Here is a 16,867-nt window from a genome sequence, read left to right on the forward strand (position 1 = left end):
CCTGGGACCCGACGTGACCGTTGCAAGGTATGATGACGTCAGAGCCTTGTCTCGCTGTGAGGAGGTTGTCTTATGTCTGATACTGTTCATCCGCTGCAGCCGTTGTTGCATGACGAAATCCCTCTGACCCGTGCCCTGGGGCTCGAAGTGGTGAGCTATCAGGCCGGCACGTTGACGCTCAAGGCGCCGCTGGCGCCCAATGCCAATCACAAGGGTACGGCGTTTGGCGGCAGCTTGTACTGCATGGCGCTGGTCGCGGGCTGGGGCTGGTTGCATCTGGCCCTGCGCGAAGCCGGTATTGATGACGGCCATGTGGTGATCCATGAGGCCCAGGTCAAATACCAGGCGCCGGTTGAAGGTGAGTTGGTGGCGGTTTGTGCGCCACCGCCAGTCGAAGCCTGGGAGCGCTTCGTGGCAATGTATCAGCGCCGGGGCCGGGCCCGCATCAGTCTGGATGCCCGAGTGCTGGGGGAGGGTGGAGATGCGCTGCGTTTCAGTGGCCAGTTCGTATTGCAGCGCTAGAACCTCAACGACTCAGTTCGCCACGTTGCTCCAGCAAGTCGCGGACCAAGTAGAGAGCGGCCAGGGCGCGGCCCTCGCTGAAGGTGTCGCGCTCGGTCAATTCCGCCAGAGCGTATAGATCGACGCTGTCGACCCGAATCGGCTCGGGCTCATCGCCGGGCAGGCGCTTTTCGTACAGGTCACGGGCCAGCACCACGGCAATTCGCTGACTCATATAGCCGGGTGAGAGTGACAGGTGGGTGAGGTATTCCAGGCGCTCGGCGCCGTATCCAGCTTCTTCCATCAGTTCCCGGTTGGCCGCATCCAGTACGTCCTCACCGGGCTCGACCAGTCCTTTGGGTAGCGACAGTTGGTAGTCATCGGTGCCGCCGCAATACTCTTCGATCAACAACGCAGTACGCGGATCCTTGAGTGCCACTACCATCACCGCACCATAGCCCTGACCTTTGTTCACCAGCCGCTCATAAGTGCGTTCGACGCCATTGCTGAAGCGCAACTGGACCTGCTCCACGGTGAACAGGCGGCTTTTGGCGACGATCTTGGCTTCCAGTGTTTCGGGCTTCTGCGGCATAAGGGCTCCGTGGTGGTCGGCGGCAGGCTCACGTATCATAGCCGCTCATTCACGGCAAACCCAACCGCTCATGCTTAATTGGAACACCATTGACACCGTATTGCTGGATATGGACGGTACCCTGCTCGATCTGCACTTCGACAACCACTTCTGGCTCGAGTACCTGCCGCAGCGTTACGCCGACCATCATGGTCAGTCGTTGGCCTGGGCCAAGGCCGAGATCTATCCCCTGATGCAGGCCAAGCAGGGGCAACTGGACTGGTACTGTCTGGATTTCTGGAGTCGTGAACTGAGCTTGCCAATCACCGCGCTCAAGCGTGAAGTGGCGCACCTGATCAGTTTGCGTCCGGATGCCGATCTGTTTTTGCAGGCCCTGCAGCGAGCCGGCAAGCAGGTGATCCTGATTACCAATGCGCACCGCGAATCGTTGTCACTGAAAATGGAACGGGTCGAACTGATGACCTATTTCCAGCGTCTGATCAGCTCCCACGACTTCGGCTTTCCCAAAGAGGCCCAGGCCTTCTGGCAGGCGTTGCAACATGAAGTCCCATTCGATCCCGAGCGCACCCTGTTTATCGATGACAGCCTGCCGATCCTGCGTGCGGCGCGTGAGTACGGCATCGCGCAGCTGCTGGCGGTGCGCCAGCCGGACAGCCGGGGCGCACTACGTGATACCGAGGAGTTTGATGCGGTAGAGGAGTATGCCCAGTTGGCGGGGCCGCTGTTGAGCACACCCGCCGCCTGAGTTAGCCCTTGCCCCGGGTGCGGGTCTGATTCGGCCGGGCGTTCTTTTCGATGTACTGGATGATCAGTCCGGCGATATCCTTGCCGGTGGTGGTTTCGATGCCTTCCAGGCCGGGTGAAGAGTTGACCTCCATGACCACCGGGCCATGGTTGGAACGCAGAATGTCGACCCCGGCCACACTCAGACCCATGACCTTGGCCGCACGCACGGCGGTCATGCGTTCTTCCGGGGTGATCTTGATCAGGCTGGCACTGCCGCCGCGGTGCAGGTTGGAGCGGAATTCGCCGGCCTTGGCCTGACGTTTCATCGCCGCGATCACCTTGTCGCCGACCACGAAACAGCGGATGTCGGCGCCGCCGGCTTCCTTGATGTATTCCTGGACCATGATGTTGGCCTTCAGGCCCATGAAGGCCTCAAGCACCGACTCGGCCGCCTGCTCGGTCTCGCACAGCACCACGCCAATCCCCTGGGTACCTTCGAGCAGCTTGATCACCAGGGGTGCGCCGCCGACCATGCTGATCAGGTCGGGGATGTCATCGGGTGAGTGGGCGAAGCCGGTAACTGGCAGACCAACGCCCTTGCGGGCCAGCAGTTGCAGCGAGCGCAATTTGTCGCGTGAGCGGCTGATCGCCACCGATTCGTTGAGCGGGAACACCCCCATCATCTCGAACTGACGCAGTACCGCGGCGCCGTAGAAGGTAATAGAGGCACCAATGCGCGGAATCACCGCGTCGAACCCGGTCAGCTCCTGCCCCTTGTAGTGGATCGAGGGCTTGTGACTGGTGATGTTCATGTAGGCCCGCAAGGTGTCGATCACCTGCATTTCATGGCCGCGCGCCAGCCCGGCTTCGACCAGCCGCCGGGTGGAGTAGAGATTACGGTTGCGCGACAGCACCGCGATTTTCATGGAAATGTCCTTCAGCCTTCAATAAACAATGAGGTTTGCGGCTTATCCTGGACAAAGCGTAGTCCGGGATTGATCACCAGTTGGCCATCGAGCATGGCGGTACAGCCGAGCAGAACCCGGTAACGCATGGCTTTGCGGCAGGTCAGGGTGAAGTCGACCCACCAGCAGCGATCACCCAGTACCAGTGGCGTGCGGATCACATGGCGCTCCTGAAGCTGACCGTTGGAGCTTTTGACCCGCTTGAAATCCACCAGTTGCGCCTCACAATACTGTTTGCGCTGCTTATTGCGGCTGCCGATGTGGGCGTTGAAGCGCACCCAGGGCTGACCATCGCGCTCGAACGTCACGATGTCGCTGGCGTGCAGAGCCGAGGTTTTGGCTCCGCTGTCGACCTTGGCCATGACCTGGTCGATCCCCAGCCCCGGCAGCCCGATCCATTCACGCAGGCCTATCACATTCAGATGGTCGAAGGTTTTCATCGGCTGTCTCCCTGTGCCGAAACAGCCTGGGTGGCAGCCGGCAATACCGCCTGTCGGCGGCTGGGTGCGGGTACCCCGCTCCAATGGCGCGCATCATGGGCCAAGACGCAGCGTTCGACAAGTCTGCCGGCGGCCCTGTTACACTCGTGTGAAGCCTGTTAGCGAGATAGCAGCGAGACAACTATGGCAGAGGATGACAAGGTTCGCCTGGACAAGTGGCTCTGGGCGGCGCGTTTTTTCAAGACCCGGGCGCTGGCCAAGGCCGCGATTGAGGGTGGCAAGGTGCAGTGTGGGGGTGAGCGCTGCAAGCCTTCCAGAGAGCCACGGGTAGGCGACCAGCTACAGATTCGCCAGGGGTTCGACAACCGAACGGTGATTGTCCGGGCGCTCAGCGTTCAGCGTCGGGGGGCTCCCGAAGCCCAGTTGCTGTACGAGGAAACCGCCGACAGTATTCGCCTGCGCGAGGCGGCGGCTGCTCAGCGCAAGGCCATGGGCGCCGGGCTGATGATCAGCGAGCAGCGTCCGAGCAAGAAACAGCGGCGGCAGATTCACCGTTTTCGCGACGAGCGCAATGCCGACAACGGCGATGGCTTGATATAATCGCTTCTTTTTCGCAATGAGCTGATTCTTGATGCAGTCCCTGGATACCACCCAACGCTTTCTCTTCGAACATGCCGATGTGCGCGGCGAGATGACCGCGCTTGATCAAAGCTATCGGGAGATTCTGGCCAAGCACGATTACCCTGAGCCGGTGCGAGCGCTGCTGGGCGAGATGCTGGCTGCTGCCGTATTACTGTCGACCACCATCAAGTTCGATGGCCTGCTGGTGTTGCAAGCACGCTCCAATGGCCCGCTGTCGACTCTGATGGTCGAATGTTCGAGCAGTCAGCAGGTGCGCGGCATTGCGCGTTACGCCGATGATCTGGAAGGTGACTGCCTGGCTGAACTGATGCCTGACGGTGTACTGGCGATTACCATCGACCCCGAACAGGGCCAGCGCTATCAGGGGATCGTGTCTCTGGAAGGCGGCTCGCTGGCTGAGGCGCTGAACAGCTATTTCGAGAACTCCGAGCAGTTGCCGACCCGTTTCCGGTTGCTGGCTGATGGGCGTCTGGCACGCGGCTTCCTGCTTCAGGCCCTGCCGGCTGACCGGCAGAAGGACCCCGAGCAACGGGCGCTGACCTGGGAGCACCTCAATGTTCTGGCCGATACCCTGACCCCGGAAGAGTTGCTGGCGTTGGACAATGCCGTATTACTGCACCGGCTGTTCCACGAAGAGGATCTGCGGCTGTTCGATACCCGCCCGGTGAGTTTCCACTGCAGTTGCTCAAGCGAGCGCTCGGGGCAGGCACTGGTCAGTCTGGGCCGCCACGACGCCTTTCAATTGCTTGAGGAGCAGGGCGGTAGTGTTGAGGTGGACTGCCAGTTCTGTAACAACCGCTATCGGTTCGGGTCTGCTGAGCTGGAGGCGCTGTTCAGCGATAGCGAAGAACACGCCCGGAGCCTGAACTAGAGCGATAGCGAACCTCTATTGGACCGATTGATGTCGGTCTGGAGCTGGGCTTAGCGCACTTGACTTTTTTTTGGCATAATGGCGCGCCTGCGCGCTGACCCAGCGCTGATTTGTGAGCTGTATAAACCTTTGATCTCCCGTGCTGAGGCCGTCTACCGGTCTTGAAGTAGAGTTCGGTCAAAGCCGAAGAGGATGATGTTTGATGACGCAAGCTACCAACACCGTTTATACCGATCTGAGCATCGCTCACCTGGTCGAGTTGGCGATCCAGCGCAATGAGGGTCAGTTGGCCGATACCGGCGCCCTGGTGGTAAAGACCGGTGCCCGCACCGGCCGCTCGCCGATGGATCGGTTCATTGTCGAAGAGCCGAGCACCCAGAACGCCATCGCCTGGGGACCGATCAACCGCCCGTTCCCGGCCGACAAGTTCGACGCACTGTGGGCTCGCGTGGCGCAGTACCTGTCGAGCAGCGAAAGCTTCGTATCGCATGTGCATGTTGGTGCCGACCCGGAGCACTACCTGCCGGTAGTGATGACCACCGAGACCGCCTGGCACAACCTGTTCGGCCGTACTCTGTTCATCAATCCGGCCCAGTTCAACCCGGCCGGCAAGGACAACTGGCAAATTCTCAACGCCCCGCATTTCGTTTGCGAGCCCGAGCGTGACGGTACCAACAGCGATGGCTGCGTGATCATCAACTTCGCCCAGCGCAAGGTGCTGCTGGCTGGCATGCAGTACGCCGGGGAAATGAAGAAGGCGATGTTCTCGGTACAGAACTTCCTGTTGCCGGCCAAGGATGTATTGCCGATGCACTGTGCCGCCAACGTTGGTGACGACGGTGATACCACCCTGTTCTTCGGTCTGTCCGGTACCGGCAAGACCACCCTGTCGGCCGACCCGGCGCGTAACCTGATTGGCGATGACGAACACGGCTGGGCCGAAGGCAGTGTGTTCAACATCGAAGGCGGCTGCTACGCCAAGTGTATCGATCTGTCGGAAAAGAACGAGCCGGTGATCTGGAAAGCGATCAAGTTTGGTTCGATCATCGAGAACGTGATCATCAACCCGGAAACCCGTATTGCCGATTATGCCGACGTCAGCCTGACCCAGAATACCCGCGTTGCCTATCCGCTGGAGCATGTCGAGAAGCGAGTGATCGCCAACCGTGCTGGTGAGCCGAATGCGATCATTTTCCTGACCTGCGACCTGACCGGGGTGCTGCCGCCGGTGTCGATCCTCAACAACGAGCAGGCTGCCTATCACTTCCTGTCCGGTTACACCGCACTGGTCGGCTCTACCGAAATGGGTTCTGGCGGCGGCATCAAGTCGACCTTCTCTACCTGCTTCGGCGCACCGTTCTTCCCGCGTCCTGCCGGCGAGTACGCCGAGCTGCTGATCAAGCGGATCAACGCCTTCGGCAGCAAGGTCTATCTGGTCAACACTGGCTGGACTGGCGGCCCCTACGGCACTGGCCAACGCTTCAGCATTCCGACTACCCGGGCGATCATCGCTGCGGTGCAGTCGGGTGCGCTGATCGGCACCGAGACCGAGCACCTGCCGCTGATCAACCTGGATGTGCCCAAGGCGGTCCCGGGTGTCGACACCCAACTGCTGAATCCGCGCAATACCTGGTCCGATCCAGCGGCCTATGACGCTGCCGCCCGTGAGCTGGCCGCCAAGTTCATCGAAAACTTCAAGAAGTTCGAGGTGTCCGAGGCCATCGTTCAGGCTGGTCCGCAGCTGTAATCAGCCGCTTCGGCTGGAAAGAAAAACCCGCCTTTGTGCGGGTTTTTCGTTTTTGCCAAGTCATTGTGCCGGATCGGAAATTTTGGGGTTGACAGGCGCTCTCTGGACGGTAAAATGGCGCGCCTCAGCAGGGGGAATGTGACACCAACCGCAGTCTCCTCTGAGGGTTCTCAAGGTAATTCCGCGATAGCTCAGTCGGTAGAGCAAATGACTGTTAATCATTGGGTCCCTGGTTCGAGTCCAGGTCGCGGAGCCAACTTGCTGAATATCGGGGTATAGCGCAGCCTGGTAGCGCGCCTGCTTTGGGAGCAGGATGTCGGGAGTTCGAATCCCCCTACCCCGACCATTTTTCAGAATATGGGTCGTTAGCTCAGTTGGTAGAGCAGTTGGCTTTTAACCAATTGGTCGTAGGTTCGAATCCTACACGACCCACCATTTTCTCCCCCTGTTTTCTCTTTCTCTTCATTTCTCTGTTTGCCTTACTTGAAAGCATCGCCCACTCGGGCCGGCGAATCCATGGGCGTTGATCAAACAGGTCGATCTTGGTTGTAGCCGCTCAAGCTGTCTGAATACTGTCCTCGCTGTCGGCTCCGCTAGATAAATGCTGCACTCGCCTGGCCCACAGAAACAGTCCCAGTCCGGCCAGAGCGGTCAGCGCACCGATATAACCGGTCACAGTCCAACCCATGCCAGCACTGATCGCCAGCCCGCCGAGCCAGGGACCCAGGGCGTTGGCGATGTTGAACGCGGCATGGTTGGAGGCGGCGGCCAGAGTCTGGGCGCCCTCGGCAATATCCATCAGGTGTGTTTGCAGCGCCGGCCCCAGGGCGATCATGGTGCCGACTGCAAAGATCGCCAGCAGGGCGCTCCAGGGCTGCTGTGCGGCCAGCGGAAAAACCAGCAGTACCAGCGCGCTCCAGATCAGGATCCAGGCCACCGCGCGAAAGCGCAGGCGGTCGAACAGCCGGCCGCCGAGGTTGTTGCCGACGATGCAGCCGGCACCGAATACGGCCATGGCCAGCGGAATCCAGCCCTTGCTGAGGCCTGTCACCTCCAGCAGGGTCGGAGCAACATAGCTGAATACGCAGAACATGCCGGCGAAACCGATGGCGCCAATTGCCAGTGCCAGCCAGATCGGAGCCCGGTTGAAGGCCCGTAGCTCCTCGCTGGGGTGGTTGCGTGGCTCGTTGCGGTCCAGTGGCAGAAACAGCGCCACCATCAGCACCGTGATCAGGGCAATCAGGCCGACCAGCACGAAAGCCAGGCGCCAGCTCAGGGTTTGCCCCAGCCAGGTGGCCAGAGGGTTGCCAATCAGAATGGCTACAGTCAGGCCAGCCAGTACCCGGCTGACCGCCTTGGCTCGCTGGCTGGGCGGCGCCAGCGATGCGGCCACCAGCATGGCGATACCGAAGTAGGCCCCGTGCGGCAATCCGGCCAGAAAGCGGAACAGCAGCAGACTGGGGTAGTCCGCCGCCAATGCGCTGGCAAAGTTGCCCAGCGCAAAGCAGCCCATCAACAGCAGCAACAGATGGCGGCGAAACAGCCTGGCCCCGAGCAGGGCCAGAGCAGGAGCGCCGATCACCACGCCCAGAGCGTAGGCGCTGATGACATGGCCGACCTGAGGTTCGCTGATGCCCAGATCCTCGGCAATGGTGGGCATCAGGCCCATGATGGTGAATTCGCCAGTACCAATGGCGAAGCCGCCCAGCGCCAGGGCGAGCTGAATCAGAATAACGGTACCGCGCGCAAGAGCGAGCGGTGTTTGGGCATGACTGGGCATGACTCAACCTTGTGAGTGAGTGGATCAAGCGGGTGCTGAGTTGTTATTGGCGTGGACCGCCGCTGCGCTGAGCGGCGGTTGGCGGCGGCCCGGTCGGGCCTCCAGGTTCAGTGCAGTTTGAGGCGTGGTTCGGTACTGCGCCCGATCCGGTCGCTGAGCATCAGCAGCAGGGTGCGGGCAACGCCGTACAACGCCATCTGGTGCAGGCGGTAGAGCGAAATGTAGAACATTCGCGCCAGCTTGCCTTCGAGCATCACGCTGCCGGTAAGGTTCCCCATCAGGTTGCCTACCGCGCTGAAACTCGACAGTGAGATCAGTGAGCCGTAGTCGCGATAGCTATATTGCTGCAGGGGCTTGCCGTCCAGCAGTCGGCGCAGGTTGGCAGCCAGCAGGCTGGCCTGCTGGTGAGCGGCCTGAGCCCGCGGCGGCACCAGTTTGCCGTCCTCGTCGGTGGGGCAGGCGGCGCAGTCACCAAAGGCGAAAATGCGCTCATCCAGGGTGGTCTGCAGGGTGCGCTGCACCAGCAACTGATTGATCCGGTTGGTTTCCAGTCCGAGTCCGGCGAGAAACTGCGGGGCGCGAATGCCGGCGGCCCAGACCTTGAGCGAGGCCGGCACCTGTTCGCCGTTGGCCAGCAGCAGATGGTCGGCGGCCACTTCCTTGACCGGAGAGCCGGTCAGCAGCTTGACTCCCAGGTCGCCTAGGACTTTGGTTACCGGGCCACTGATGCGTTCCGGCAGGGCCGGCAGCACCCGCTGGCTGGCCTCGATCAGGGTGATGTTGAGGTCTTCCGGGCGAATCCGGTCCAGGCCGTAGGCGCGCAGCAGCCGAGCTGCATGGTGCAGTTCGGCGGCCAGCTCGACGCCAGTGGCTCCGGCGCCGATGATCGCCAGATTGATCGGCTCGTTGGTGGTGCTCAGTCCTTCATTAGCCTGGGCTTTCATGTACTGGTTGAGCAGTAGGCGGTGGAAGCGCTCGGCCTGGTCTCGGGTATCGAGGAACAGGCAGTGCTCGGCCGCACCGGGGGTATTGAAGTCGTTAGTGGTACTGCCGACGGCGATCACCAGATAGTCGTAACCCAGCGTGCGTTGAGCGATCAGCTCGTCACCTTTGTCGTCGGCAATAGCCGCCAGGGTGATTTCCCGGCGTTCGCGGTCCAGCCCGCACATACGCCCGAGCTGAAAATGGAAGTGGTTCCATTTGGCCTGGGCGACATAATTGAGTTCGTCTTCGGTGGAGTTCAGCGAGCCGGCGGCGACTTCATGCAGCAGCGGCTTCCAGATGTGGGTCATGTTGGCGTCGACCAGGGTGATCCTGGCGCGCTTTTTCTTCCCCAGTTTGCGTCCCAGCCGGGTGGCCAGTTCAAGACCACCGGCGCCGCCACCGACCACCAATATACGCGGTAGGGCTTGATCCATTTGTGCGTTCGACATGTGCAAGACTCTTGAAATGAGTGAATCTGGCGTCAGTCGAAGCGAGCAGACTCGGGCTCGGGGGTCACCCCAGAACCAGAGTGGACAGGTAACGCGCGAGCAGGCCCATGGCGACTACCGCACCGAGAATGACGGCCAGCAGCAGCCAGACATTGAACGGCTTGCGTTCAACCTGGTGATGCGGGGCGCTCAGGTATTCATCGACCCGTTTTTGATCTTCGGGATACAGACGGCTGGGCATGGCATAACCTTTTTGTTCTTGGCGCAGTTGGGGGCCGCGCGGACAGGCTTGGACTGACTATGCCGGCAGTGTAGCCCCTTGTGACAAAGATTTCATCCGCCAAAAGTACTCACTTGGGAGCGGGTCCTTGGTCGGCTGTGGCTGATTGGCCGGGTTTGGACTGTTATCATCAGGCTCTGACCACCACCGGGACTCGTCATGCTCGCTGCCCACCTGCTCAGCACCAGTCAGATCGTCATCACTCTGTTGCTCTATGGTCTTGCCCTGTTGTGGGCGCTGGCGCGGGTGTCCTGGGTTGAGCTGCTGGCCGATAGTCGGCGTCAGCATCTGTTCTACGGTAGCGTGTTTGTGCTGGCCGTGCTGTGGCTGGTACGCCGTGAGTTCGATAGTGGGCTGACCTTTCATTTCATCGGCCTGACCGCCGTCACCTTGCTGCTCGACTGGCAACTGGCAATTCTGGCCGGTGCGCTGGCGCAGCTGGCGCTGATCGCTCTGGGCGTGGATGACGCGGCGGCGATGGGCGCCAATGGACTGCTGCGAATCCTGTTGCCAGTGCTGGTCACGGTATTGATCCTGCGTGGCCTGGAGCGCTTTCGGCCGACCAATTTGTTCCTGTATATCTTCATCAGCGGCTTTTTCGCCGCAGCACTGTCGGCCGCGGCGGTGGTGCTGGTTGGCATGGGGTTGTTGAGCTGGGGCGGCCAGCTCAGCGTGCCGGATACGGCGCTGGAGTTTTTCGGCTATCTGTTGCTGGTGATGTTTCCCGAAGCCTTTATCAACGGCACGGCAGTCACTGGGCTGGTGGTGTTCTACCCGCAATGGGTGGAAACCTTTGACAGTGATCGTTATTTGCAAGAGCCGTATGATTCAGGTGATCAATAGTGATCTGTATCAATGTTAATGTTTTTATGATTGTGCTGAAATGACGGTGTGTCTGGTAACAGTCTGAAATCCAGCAGTGGAGGTAGTCAGCATGTCAGTATATGCATTGGCCAAGACGGTAGTAGAGCAGGGTGTCGAACAGGCCCGGGAAGCCGGCTACGGTGAGCAGGATCTGGCCCGGGCGTTGATGAACGAGGTGATCGCCATCTACAAACGCGAACGCAGTCTGGCGGATATCGCCCATGAACTGCAGTTCCTCGCCGAGAATCTCGACGAGGATCAGGATTATGCCTTTATGCGTCCCTAAGGAACCCCTGAAAAACTACCTGCGTTGGCAATACTGCGTTAAAAACAGCCTCAAAATGCTCATTTACACCACGTAAACTGCGCTTTTTCGGCTGTTTTTTCCTTGTCTTGCCTGCCTCGCCTACGCTTTTCAGGGGTTCCTTAAGGCAGGTTGACCTCAATCACCCCATCGGCACTGACGGTAACATCGGCCTGGCCGCCTTCCACGCTTGGCGAGGCCATTTCCGCGTCGGCCATCATGGCCATCTTCGGGGCGCTGCGCAGTAGAATCGGCGGCATGAACTGGGTGTTCAGGTTCAGGTTGACGATCTTGTAACCGTTACCGCCCAGGCTCTGGCTGGCAATCTCGGCCCGGGCCTTGAACGCCTCGATGGCTTCACGAATCAGCTCATCCTCGGTAGCCCGGCGGCTGGAGGGCGACAGGCTGAACTGCATGTCGCCCAGGCTCAGGTCGCTGAGCAGCCGGCCAGTCAGGCTGGACAGAGCGGTGAAGTCGCTGCCTTCCAGAATGATCTCGCCGCGCTCGCGCCAAGCTACGATACGTGAGCGTTTTTCGTCGTAGACAGGTTGGCTACGGCGGTTGCCGCTACTGACCCTGATGCCTTCTACCTGACGCGCGTTGTCCAGACCCTGATTCAGCTTCTGGGTGATGCGGTTGGCCAGGCGGGCTGGGTCGCTGTCCTGGTCTTCGGCGAACAGAGTGACCCGCAAGGTGTCATGATTGACCGACTGCTGAACCTCGGCCCGTAGCGCGACCTGGTTATAGCGAGGGCTGTCGGCCAGCGCATGAGTGCCGGCCAGAGTCAGGGTTAATAGCAGGGGTAGGGCAATAAGCTGACGCATGGGAACTCCTTGTTCAGTGGTCATGGCTCAGACTGATGCGCAGGCCTCAGGTTCCGTGACCGCCCGTTTTTGACGACTTTGCAGGTACGCTGTGGGCTTGCTTTATGCGACTCTGTGTCGCACAAGTCTGCATTGGATCAACTCTATACTGGAGTCCTTCTGTGTCACAGCGGTTTCTCATGAGTCCCAACGCCCTGGCGCTTTCACCTTCCCGGCAGAATCTCTGGCGGTTGATCCTGATTCGTCTGCTGGTGCTGTTGGCGCAAAGCCTGTCGGTGGCCGGCGCCTATGTCAGCGGCTGGTTTCCGCTGCCCTGGACGGCGCTGCTGGTAACTCTGGGAGTGTCCAGTCTGGTCAGCATCCTGACCTTGTTGCGGCTGTCACAGCGCTGGCCTGTGACCGACTTCGAATACAGCCTGCAACTGCTGTTCGACATGATGATTCATAGCATTCTGCTGTACTACTCGGGTGGGCCGACTAACCCCTTCGTCTCCTACTATCTGGTGCCGCTGACCATCGCTGCGGCCACCTTGCCCTGGTTCTATACCGGATTTCTGGCCTGTGTGGCGGTGACCGCCTACAGCGTACTGCTGGTCTGGTACAAGCCGCTGGAAGCCTTCGAGCTGCCGGTCATGGCTGGGGTGGTCAACCTGCATGTGATCGGCATGTGGCTCAACTTTGCCATGAGCGCAGGGCTGATCAGTTTGTTCGTGGTACGCATGGCCGACGCTCTGCGCCAGCATGCCGAGCGCCTGGCCGAGCGCCGCGAACAGAGCATGCGCGATGCCCAGCTACTGGGGATCGCCAGCGTTGCCGCCGGAGCTGCGCATGAGCTGTCGACGCCGCTGTCGACCATGAGCGTTCTGCTTAAGGACATGCACAGTGATTGCCGCGATCCGCAGACCCGGGAAGACCTGGCCCTGCTTCAGGAGCAGGTGAAACTGTGCAAGGACAGCCTGCAACATATGGTCCGCAGTGCTGAAGACAATCGCCGCCAGCCGCAACGTCTGGAGCCGGTCGACCAGTGGTTGCGCAATCTGCTGACGCGCTGGCAGTTGATGCGCCCGGAAGCCTCTTGGCAATGGCTGCCGGTGCCGACCAGCTCGGCGCCGCAGGTGCAGGCCAGCCCGGAGCTGGGCCAGGCAGTGCTCAACCTGCTCAATAACGCTGCTGATGCCTGCGCCGAAGGAATTGAAATCACCTTGGACTGGGACCCGCAGCGGGTATGTTTGCACATCCGTGACCACGGCCCTGGAGTACCGCTGGATATTGCCGAACAGTTGGGAACCGCGTTTCTCACTACCAAGGGCAAGAAAGGATTTGGTCTGGGACTGTTTCTCAGCCTGGCCGCCGTGGAGCGAATTGGTGGCAGCGTACGGCTGTTCAATCAGGAAGGCGGTGGTACCCTGACCGAAGTGCTGCTGCCGATAGCAACCGAGGTGAAATCATGAGCGAAACGCTTGAGTTGGACGAACAGCCGTTGCTGTTACTGGTCGATGATGACCCGACCTTTACCCGGGTCATGGCACGGGCCCTGATCCGGCGTGGGTTGCGGGTCGAGACAGCGGCCAATGCCGAAGAGGCGATGCAGCTGGCTCAGGCCAACCGGCCTGACTATGCCGTGCTTGACCTTAAGATGGAAGGCGATTCGGGGCTGGTTTTGCTGCCCCGGCTGCTGGATCTTTATCCGGAATTGAAAGTGGTGATCCTAACCGGCTATTCCAGCATCGCCACTGCTGTCGAGGCGATCAAGCGCGGGGCGACCCACTATCTGTGCAAACCGGCCGATGCCGATGATGTGCTGACTGCGCTGCTGTCCGAACAGGCTGACCCGGAAACTCTGGTGCCTGAGCATCCGATGTCGGTGGATAGGTTGCAATGGGAACACATTCAGCGGGTTTTGGCCGAGCACGAAGGCAATATTTCCGCCACCGCCCGGGCCTTGGGCATGCACCGGCGGACGTTGCAGCGTAAGTTGCAGAAGCGTCCGGTAAGACGTTAAGCGCCTATTGGAGGCTGGAGCATAACCCCAGCCTCCGGCTCGGTATCAGCGGTTCTGACGAATCCCGACAATGATCCACGGCTGGCCGTCGCCGTCGATCCGCTCCAGTCCCCAGCTTTCATCAAACCACTGGCCGCTGTCTTCCACGCTGTCGCGATCCAGACCGTTGAAGCTCACGGTCACCAGGGTCCGACCATCCCGCTGTTCAACGCCGTCCAGGCGTACGCTGAGCTGCTCGACGAAGCCATTGGCGGTCGGTGGCTGTTCGGCCCGGGCCTGGATCAGCGCTTGCAGCAGTTCCGGGCTCATGTACTCGGCCATCCCGGCTACTTCATTGTCGCGCCAGTGCCGCTGCAGAGTGTAGAAGTGCTCTTCGGCGCCTTGCAAAAAACTCTGGGCATCGAACCAGGCCGGTGCGGCATGCAGTGTGCCAGGAGCAACGGTATCCGAACCGGTCGCCGGTTCAAAGGCGTTTGCTGGTTGGCGAAACATCGCGCCAGGGCCGGCTCCGGCGGCCTGTGGCTGCAACGCCGGCTGAGCGCGGCGGCTGAACAGTTTGAACAGCATGAAGGCGATCAGGCCGAGAATCAGAATGTCGAACAGCTGAATGCCGTTGAAGCCGTCACCAAACAGCATGGCGGCCAGCAAACCACCAGCGGCGATGCCGGCCAGTGGGCCGAGCCAGCGGCTGGCACCGCTGGCGGCGGGTGCGCCGGACTGCTGCCGGGGCGCGGCCTGTTGCTCGCGCGGCGCCTGTTGGCGCTGGGCCGGCTGGCTTTGATGGGCCGGCGCATTGCCGAAGCTCTTGCCGCCTCCCAGGCGACGGGCTTCGGCATCGGGAATGCTGACGCCAACCATCAGCAGTACGGTGAAAAAGGGCAGTAACCAGCGCATGTCATTATTCTCCAGAGTCAGGCGCGGCAAGTTTGCCAAACCGAAGTGGGCAATGACCAGAATTAGTGTGTATGGTTATTTCAGGCATCTCGTAAAAGCAGGAGAGCACCTCATGTTTGCAGCCATGCGATCGGAACGAATGGAAGCCCTGCACTTCTTCACCGATGCAGCGACTGGCCTGGAGGCCATCATTGCGATTCACAATACCCGCCTTGGCCCGGCGCTGGGGGGCTGTCGCTACCAGCCCTATGCCAGCCTGGACGAGGCCGTGGCTGACGCCATGCGGCTGGCTCGGGGTATGAGTTACAAGGCCGCACTGGCGGGGCTGGAGCAAGGTGGTGGCAAGTCGGTGATCATCCGCCCGCCGCATGTCGAGGATCGCGCCGCACTGTTCGAGGCCTTCGGTCGTTGCATCGAGTCCTTGCGCGGGGGCTATATCACCGCCGTCGACAGTGGTACCAGTCCGGCCGACATGGACTGCATCGCTCAGCAAACCCAGCATGTCACCAGCACCACCAGGGCCGGCGATCCTTCGCCGCAGACTGCGCTCGGGGTGTTGGCTGGCATTCGTGCCGCAGCCCGGGCCCGGCTTGGCCAGGATGACCTCAATGGTGTGCGGATTATGCTTCAGGGGCTGGGTAATGTCGGCCATGCGCTGGCTGAGCTACTGGTTGCCGAAGGGGTGGAGTTGCTGGTCGCCGATCTGGATGCTGGCAAGGTTCGCCTGGTGGTGGACGAACTGGGCGCCCAGCCGGTGGCGCTGGATGCAGTTTTTGAAGCCCCTTGCGATATTTTTACTCCCTGTGGCCTGGGCGGGGTGCTCAATACCATGAGTATCGGCCAGTTGCGCTGTGCCGCTGTGGCCGGCGCTGCCAACAATCAGCTCGCCGATGCCGATGCCGCTGATCTACTGGATGCCCGGGGTATCCTGTATACCCCGGATTATGTGATCAACGCCGGTGGACTGCTGTATGTGGCGCTCACCCACAAAGGCATGAGCAAGGGGGAAATCGCGCTGCGCATCCGCCAGATTGGCGATAGGCTCGACAGTATCTTTGCCCAGAGCCAGGCCGAGGGCCGCTCGCCGGCTGAGATTGCTGACCGGCAGGCGGAGGGAATTCTCTACGGTTGAGGGTCTGAACGCCTCACGGCTCAGCTGGCGCTGTTGTCCAGGCCGAAGCGCTTGCGCAACTGTTTGTCGAGAATCGAGGTTGGTAGCCAGCGCTTCATCCGGACCATGCTGCGGCTGCTGGTGCCGATCAGCGCGACTTCCGGGCGCAGCGGATTCTTGATATAGCTCATCAGTTCTCGGGAGAAATCCAGCGCCGAGGTCGAGGTTGACTTCTGCGAAGCCTTGGCCCGTGCCTGCACGGCCTTCTCCCAGGGTTTGAACCAGGAGCTTTCGTCCATGGTGATGGCGGCTGTGGCGTTATTGCCGAAGTCCGAGGCGATTGCCCCTGGCTGCACGGTCAACACCTTGATACCGAACGGGTGCAGTTCCAGGCGCAGGGCGTCAGACAGCGCATGCAGCGCGGCCTTGGACGCACAGTAGACCCCAGAGAACGGGGTGGTGGTTACCCCTGAGACGCTGCCGATGTTGACGATCAGGCCCTTGGCCTCGCGCAGTAGGTCAGCAGTGGCCCGTACCAACTGGATCGGGGCGAAGACATTGGTATCGAACTGCTTGAGCAAGGTGTCGCGGTCGGCATCCAGAACCGGCCCCATGGCACCATAACCGGCATTGTTGATCAGCAGGTCCAGACGTCCGGCCTGCTGGCGCAGGCGTTCGGCGCAGGCGTTAATCTGGCTGGCGTCATTGACATCAAGTTCGACGACAATCGCGCCGCGCTCGACCAGTGGCGCCAGAGTTTCCGGGCGGCGAGCGGTGGCCCAGACCTGATAGCCTTCATCGAGGCAGACATTGGCCAGGGCCTGGCCAATGCCGGTGGAGCAGCCGGTGATCAATGCAACGGGTTGGCTCATACGGTTTTCCTTATTGTTC

The 16,867-nt window shown here is 60.8% G+C and carries 19 protein-coding genes and 3 tRNA genes; 13 read left to right on the forward strand and 9 right to left on the reverse strand.

Features of this window, described 5'->3' with window-relative positions; all coding sequences use genetic code 11:
• The first annotated feature begins 72 nt into the window (after positions 1 to 72).
• Positions 73 to 522: a thioesterase domain-containing protein gene (locus tag BVH74_RS07675; protein WP_080049490.1), complete on the forward strand. Its 450-nt coding sequence runs from the start codon at positions 73 to 75 to the stop codon at positions 520 to 522.
• Positions 523 to 526: 4 nt separating this feature from the next.
• On the opposite strand, the gene nudE is transcribed toward BVH74_RS07675, so the two are convergent.
• Entirely contained in the window at positions 527 to 1,093 is a 567-nt protein-coding gene (nudE, locus tag BVH74_RS07680) for an ADP compounds hydrolase NudE (protein ID WP_080049491.1), read from the reverse strand.
• A gap of 70 nt (positions 1,094 to 1,163) precedes the next feature.
• Here nudE and yrfG point away from each other — a divergent pair, with 70 nt between their 5' ends.
• Positions 1,164 to 1,838, forward strand: a complete 675-nt coding sequence (gene yrfG / locus BVH74_RS07685) for a GMP/IMP nucleotidase (protein WP_080049492.1) — start codon at positions 1,164 to 1,166, stop codon at positions 1,836 to 1,838.
• 1 nt (position 1,839) lies between these two features.
• Here yrfG and rimK read toward each other — a convergent pair whose 3' ends face one another.
• Entirely contained in the window at positions 1,840 to 2,745 is a 906-nt protein-coding gene (gene rimK, locus BVH74_RS07690) for a 30S ribosomal protein S6--L-glutamate ligase (protein ID WP_080049493.1), read from the reverse strand.
• Positions 2,746 to 2,756: 11 nt separating this feature from the next.
• On the reverse strand, positions 2,757 to 3,224 hold the full coding sequence (gene rimB, locus BVH74_RS07695; RefSeq protein WP_080049494.1) for a retropepsin-like aspartic endopeptidase RimB: 468 nt from the start codon (positions 3,222 to 3,224) through the stop codon (positions 2,757 to 2,759).
• Positions 3,225 to 3,407: 183 nt separating this feature from the next.
• Between rimB and BVH74_RS07700 the strand changes: the two genes are divergently transcribed.
• The 6 genes from BVH74_RS07700 to BVH74_RS07725 all read left to right on the forward strand — a co-directional run bounded on the left by BVH74_RS07700 (position 3,408) and on the right by BVH74_RS07725 (position 6,919).
• Positions 3,408 to 3,824, forward strand: a complete 417-nt coding sequence (locus BVH74_RS07700) for an RNA-binding S4 domain-containing protein (RefSeq protein ID WP_080049495.1) — start codon at positions 3,408 to 3,410, stop codon at positions 3,822 to 3,824.
• 31 nt (positions 3,825 to 3,855) lie between these two features.
• Positions 3,856 to 4,737 (forward strand): Hsp33 family molecular chaperone HslO, encoded by an 882-nt coding sequence (gene hslO, locus BVH74_RS07705; RefSeq protein WP_080049496.1) that lies wholly within the window; start codon positions 3,856 to 3,858, stop codon positions 4,735 to 4,737.
• Between the two features lie 202 nt (positions 4,738 to 4,939).
• Complete coding sequence (locus BVH74_RS07710; RefSeq protein WP_080049497.1) at positions 4,940 to 6,484, forward strand: phosphoenolpyruvate carboxykinase; 1,545 nt, start codon at positions 4,940 to 4,942, stop codon at positions 6,482 to 6,484.
• 180 nt (positions 6,485 to 6,664) lie between these two features.
• Positions 6,665 to 6,740: transfer RNA gene (locus tag BVH74_RS07715), tRNA-Asn, on the forward strand.
• A gap of 13 nt (positions 6,741 to 6,753) precedes the next feature.
• Positions 6,754 to 6,830 (forward strand) — tRNA-Pro (locus BVH74_RS07720).
• Between the two features lie 13 nt (positions 6,831 to 6,843).
• A tRNA-Lys gene (locus tag BVH74_RS07725) sits at positions 6,844 to 6,919 on the forward strand.
• Positions 6,920 to 7,040: 121 nt separating this feature from the next.
• On the opposite strand, the gene BVH74_RS07730 is transcribed toward BVH74_RS07725, so the two are convergent.
• The 3 genes from BVH74_RS07730 to BVH74_RS07740 all read right to left on the reverse strand — a co-directional run bounded on the left by BVH74_RS07730 (position 7,041) and on the right by BVH74_RS07740 (position 9,938).
• Positions 7,041 to 8,264 carry an MFS transporter gene (locus BVH74_RS07730; RefSeq protein WP_080049498.1) on the reverse strand — a complete coding sequence of 408 codons (1,224 nt, stop codon included), beginning with the start codon at positions 8,262 to 8,264 and terminating at the stop codon, positions 7,041 to 7,043.
• Between the two features lie 107 nt (positions 8,265 to 8,371).
• A complete protein-coding gene (locus BVH74_RS07735; RefSeq protein WP_269434108.1) occupies positions 8,372 to 9,697 on the reverse strand; it encodes an NAD(P)/FAD-dependent oxidoreductase in 1,326 nt (441 codons plus the stop codon).
• Between the two features lie 64 nt (positions 9,698 to 9,761).
• On the reverse strand, positions 9,762 to 9,938 hold the full coding sequence (locus BVH74_RS07740) for a DUF3094 family protein (RefSeq protein WP_080049499.1): 177 nt from the start codon (positions 9,936 to 9,938) through the stop codon (positions 9,762 to 9,764).
• 198 nt (positions 9,939 to 10,136) lie between these two features.
• Between BVH74_RS07740 and BVH74_RS07745 the strand changes: the two genes are divergently transcribed.
• Both BVH74_RS07745 and BVH74_RS07750 read left to right on the forward strand, forming a co-directional pair.
• Positions 10,137 to 10,820 carry an energy-coupling factor ABC transporter permease gene (locus BVH74_RS07745; protein ID WP_080049500.1) on the forward strand — a complete coding sequence of 228 codons (684 nt, stop codon included), beginning with the start codon at positions 10,137 to 10,139 and terminating at the stop codon, positions 10,818 to 10,820.
• Positions 10,821 to 10,911: 91 nt separating this feature from the next.
• Positions 10,912 to 11,127: a hypothetical protein gene (locus BVH74_RS07750; protein ID WP_080049501.1), complete on the forward strand. Its 216-nt coding sequence runs from the start codon at positions 10,912 to 10,914 to the stop codon at positions 11,125 to 11,127.
• Between the two features lie 140 nt (positions 11,128 to 11,267).
• Here the strand turns inward: BVH74_RS07750 and BVH74_RS07755 are convergent, their stop codons facing one another.
• Entirely contained in the window at positions 11,268 to 11,969 is a 702-nt protein-coding gene (locus BVH74_RS07755) for an SIMPL domain-containing protein (RefSeq protein ID WP_080049502.1), read from the reverse strand.
• Between the two features lie 179 nt (positions 11,970 to 12,148).
• Here BVH74_RS07755 and BVH74_RS07760 point away from each other — a divergent pair, with 179 nt between their 5' ends.
• Both BVH74_RS07760 and BVH74_RS07765 read left to right on the forward strand, forming a co-directional pair.
• Positions 12,149 to 13,420, forward strand: coding sequence for an ATP-binding protein (locus BVH74_RS07760; RefSeq protein WP_080049503.1), 1,272 nt, complete (start codon positions 12,149 to 12,151; stop codon positions 13,418 to 13,420).
• A complete protein-coding gene (locus BVH74_RS07765; RefSeq protein ID WP_080049504.1) occupies positions 13,417 to 13,971 on the forward strand; it encodes a response regulator transcription factor in 555 nt (184 codons plus the stop codon). The genes BVH74_RS07760 and BVH74_RS07765 overlap by 4 nt, the downstream gene beginning before the upstream one ends.
• 45 nt (positions 13,972 to 14,016) lie before the next feature.
• On the opposite strand, the gene BVH74_RS07770 is transcribed toward BVH74_RS07765, so the two are convergent.
• Positions 14,017 to 14,865 (reverse strand): hypothetical protein, encoded by an 849-nt coding sequence (locus BVH74_RS07770; protein ID WP_080049505.1) that lies wholly within the window; start codon positions 14,863 to 14,865, stop codon positions 14,017 to 14,019.
• A gap of 112 nt (positions 14,866 to 14,977) precedes the next feature.
• Here BVH74_RS07770 and BVH74_RS07775 point away from each other — a divergent pair, with 112 nt between their 5' ends.
• On the forward strand, positions 14,978 to 15,997 hold the full coding sequence (locus BVH74_RS07775) for a Leu/Phe/Val dehydrogenase (RefSeq protein WP_080049506.1): 1,020 nt from the start codon (positions 14,978 to 14,980) through the stop codon (positions 15,995 to 15,997).
• 20 nt (positions 15,998 to 16,017) lie between these two features.
• Here the strand turns inward: BVH74_RS07775 and BVH74_RS07780 are convergent, their stop codons facing one another.
• On the reverse strand, positions 16,018 to 16,848 hold the full coding sequence (locus BVH74_RS07780; protein WP_080049507.1) for an SDR family oxidoreductase: 831 nt from the start codon (positions 16,846 to 16,848) through the stop codon (positions 16,018 to 16,020).
• Positions 16,849 to 16,867 lie beyond the last annotated feature (19 nt).

It is taken from the genome of Halopseudomonas phragmitis, assembly GCF_002056295.1.
In the GTDB taxonomy this organism is placed as follows: Bacteria; Pseudomonadota; Gammaproteobacteria; order Pseudomonadales; family Pseudomonadaceae; genus Halopseudomonas; species Halopseudomonas phragmitis.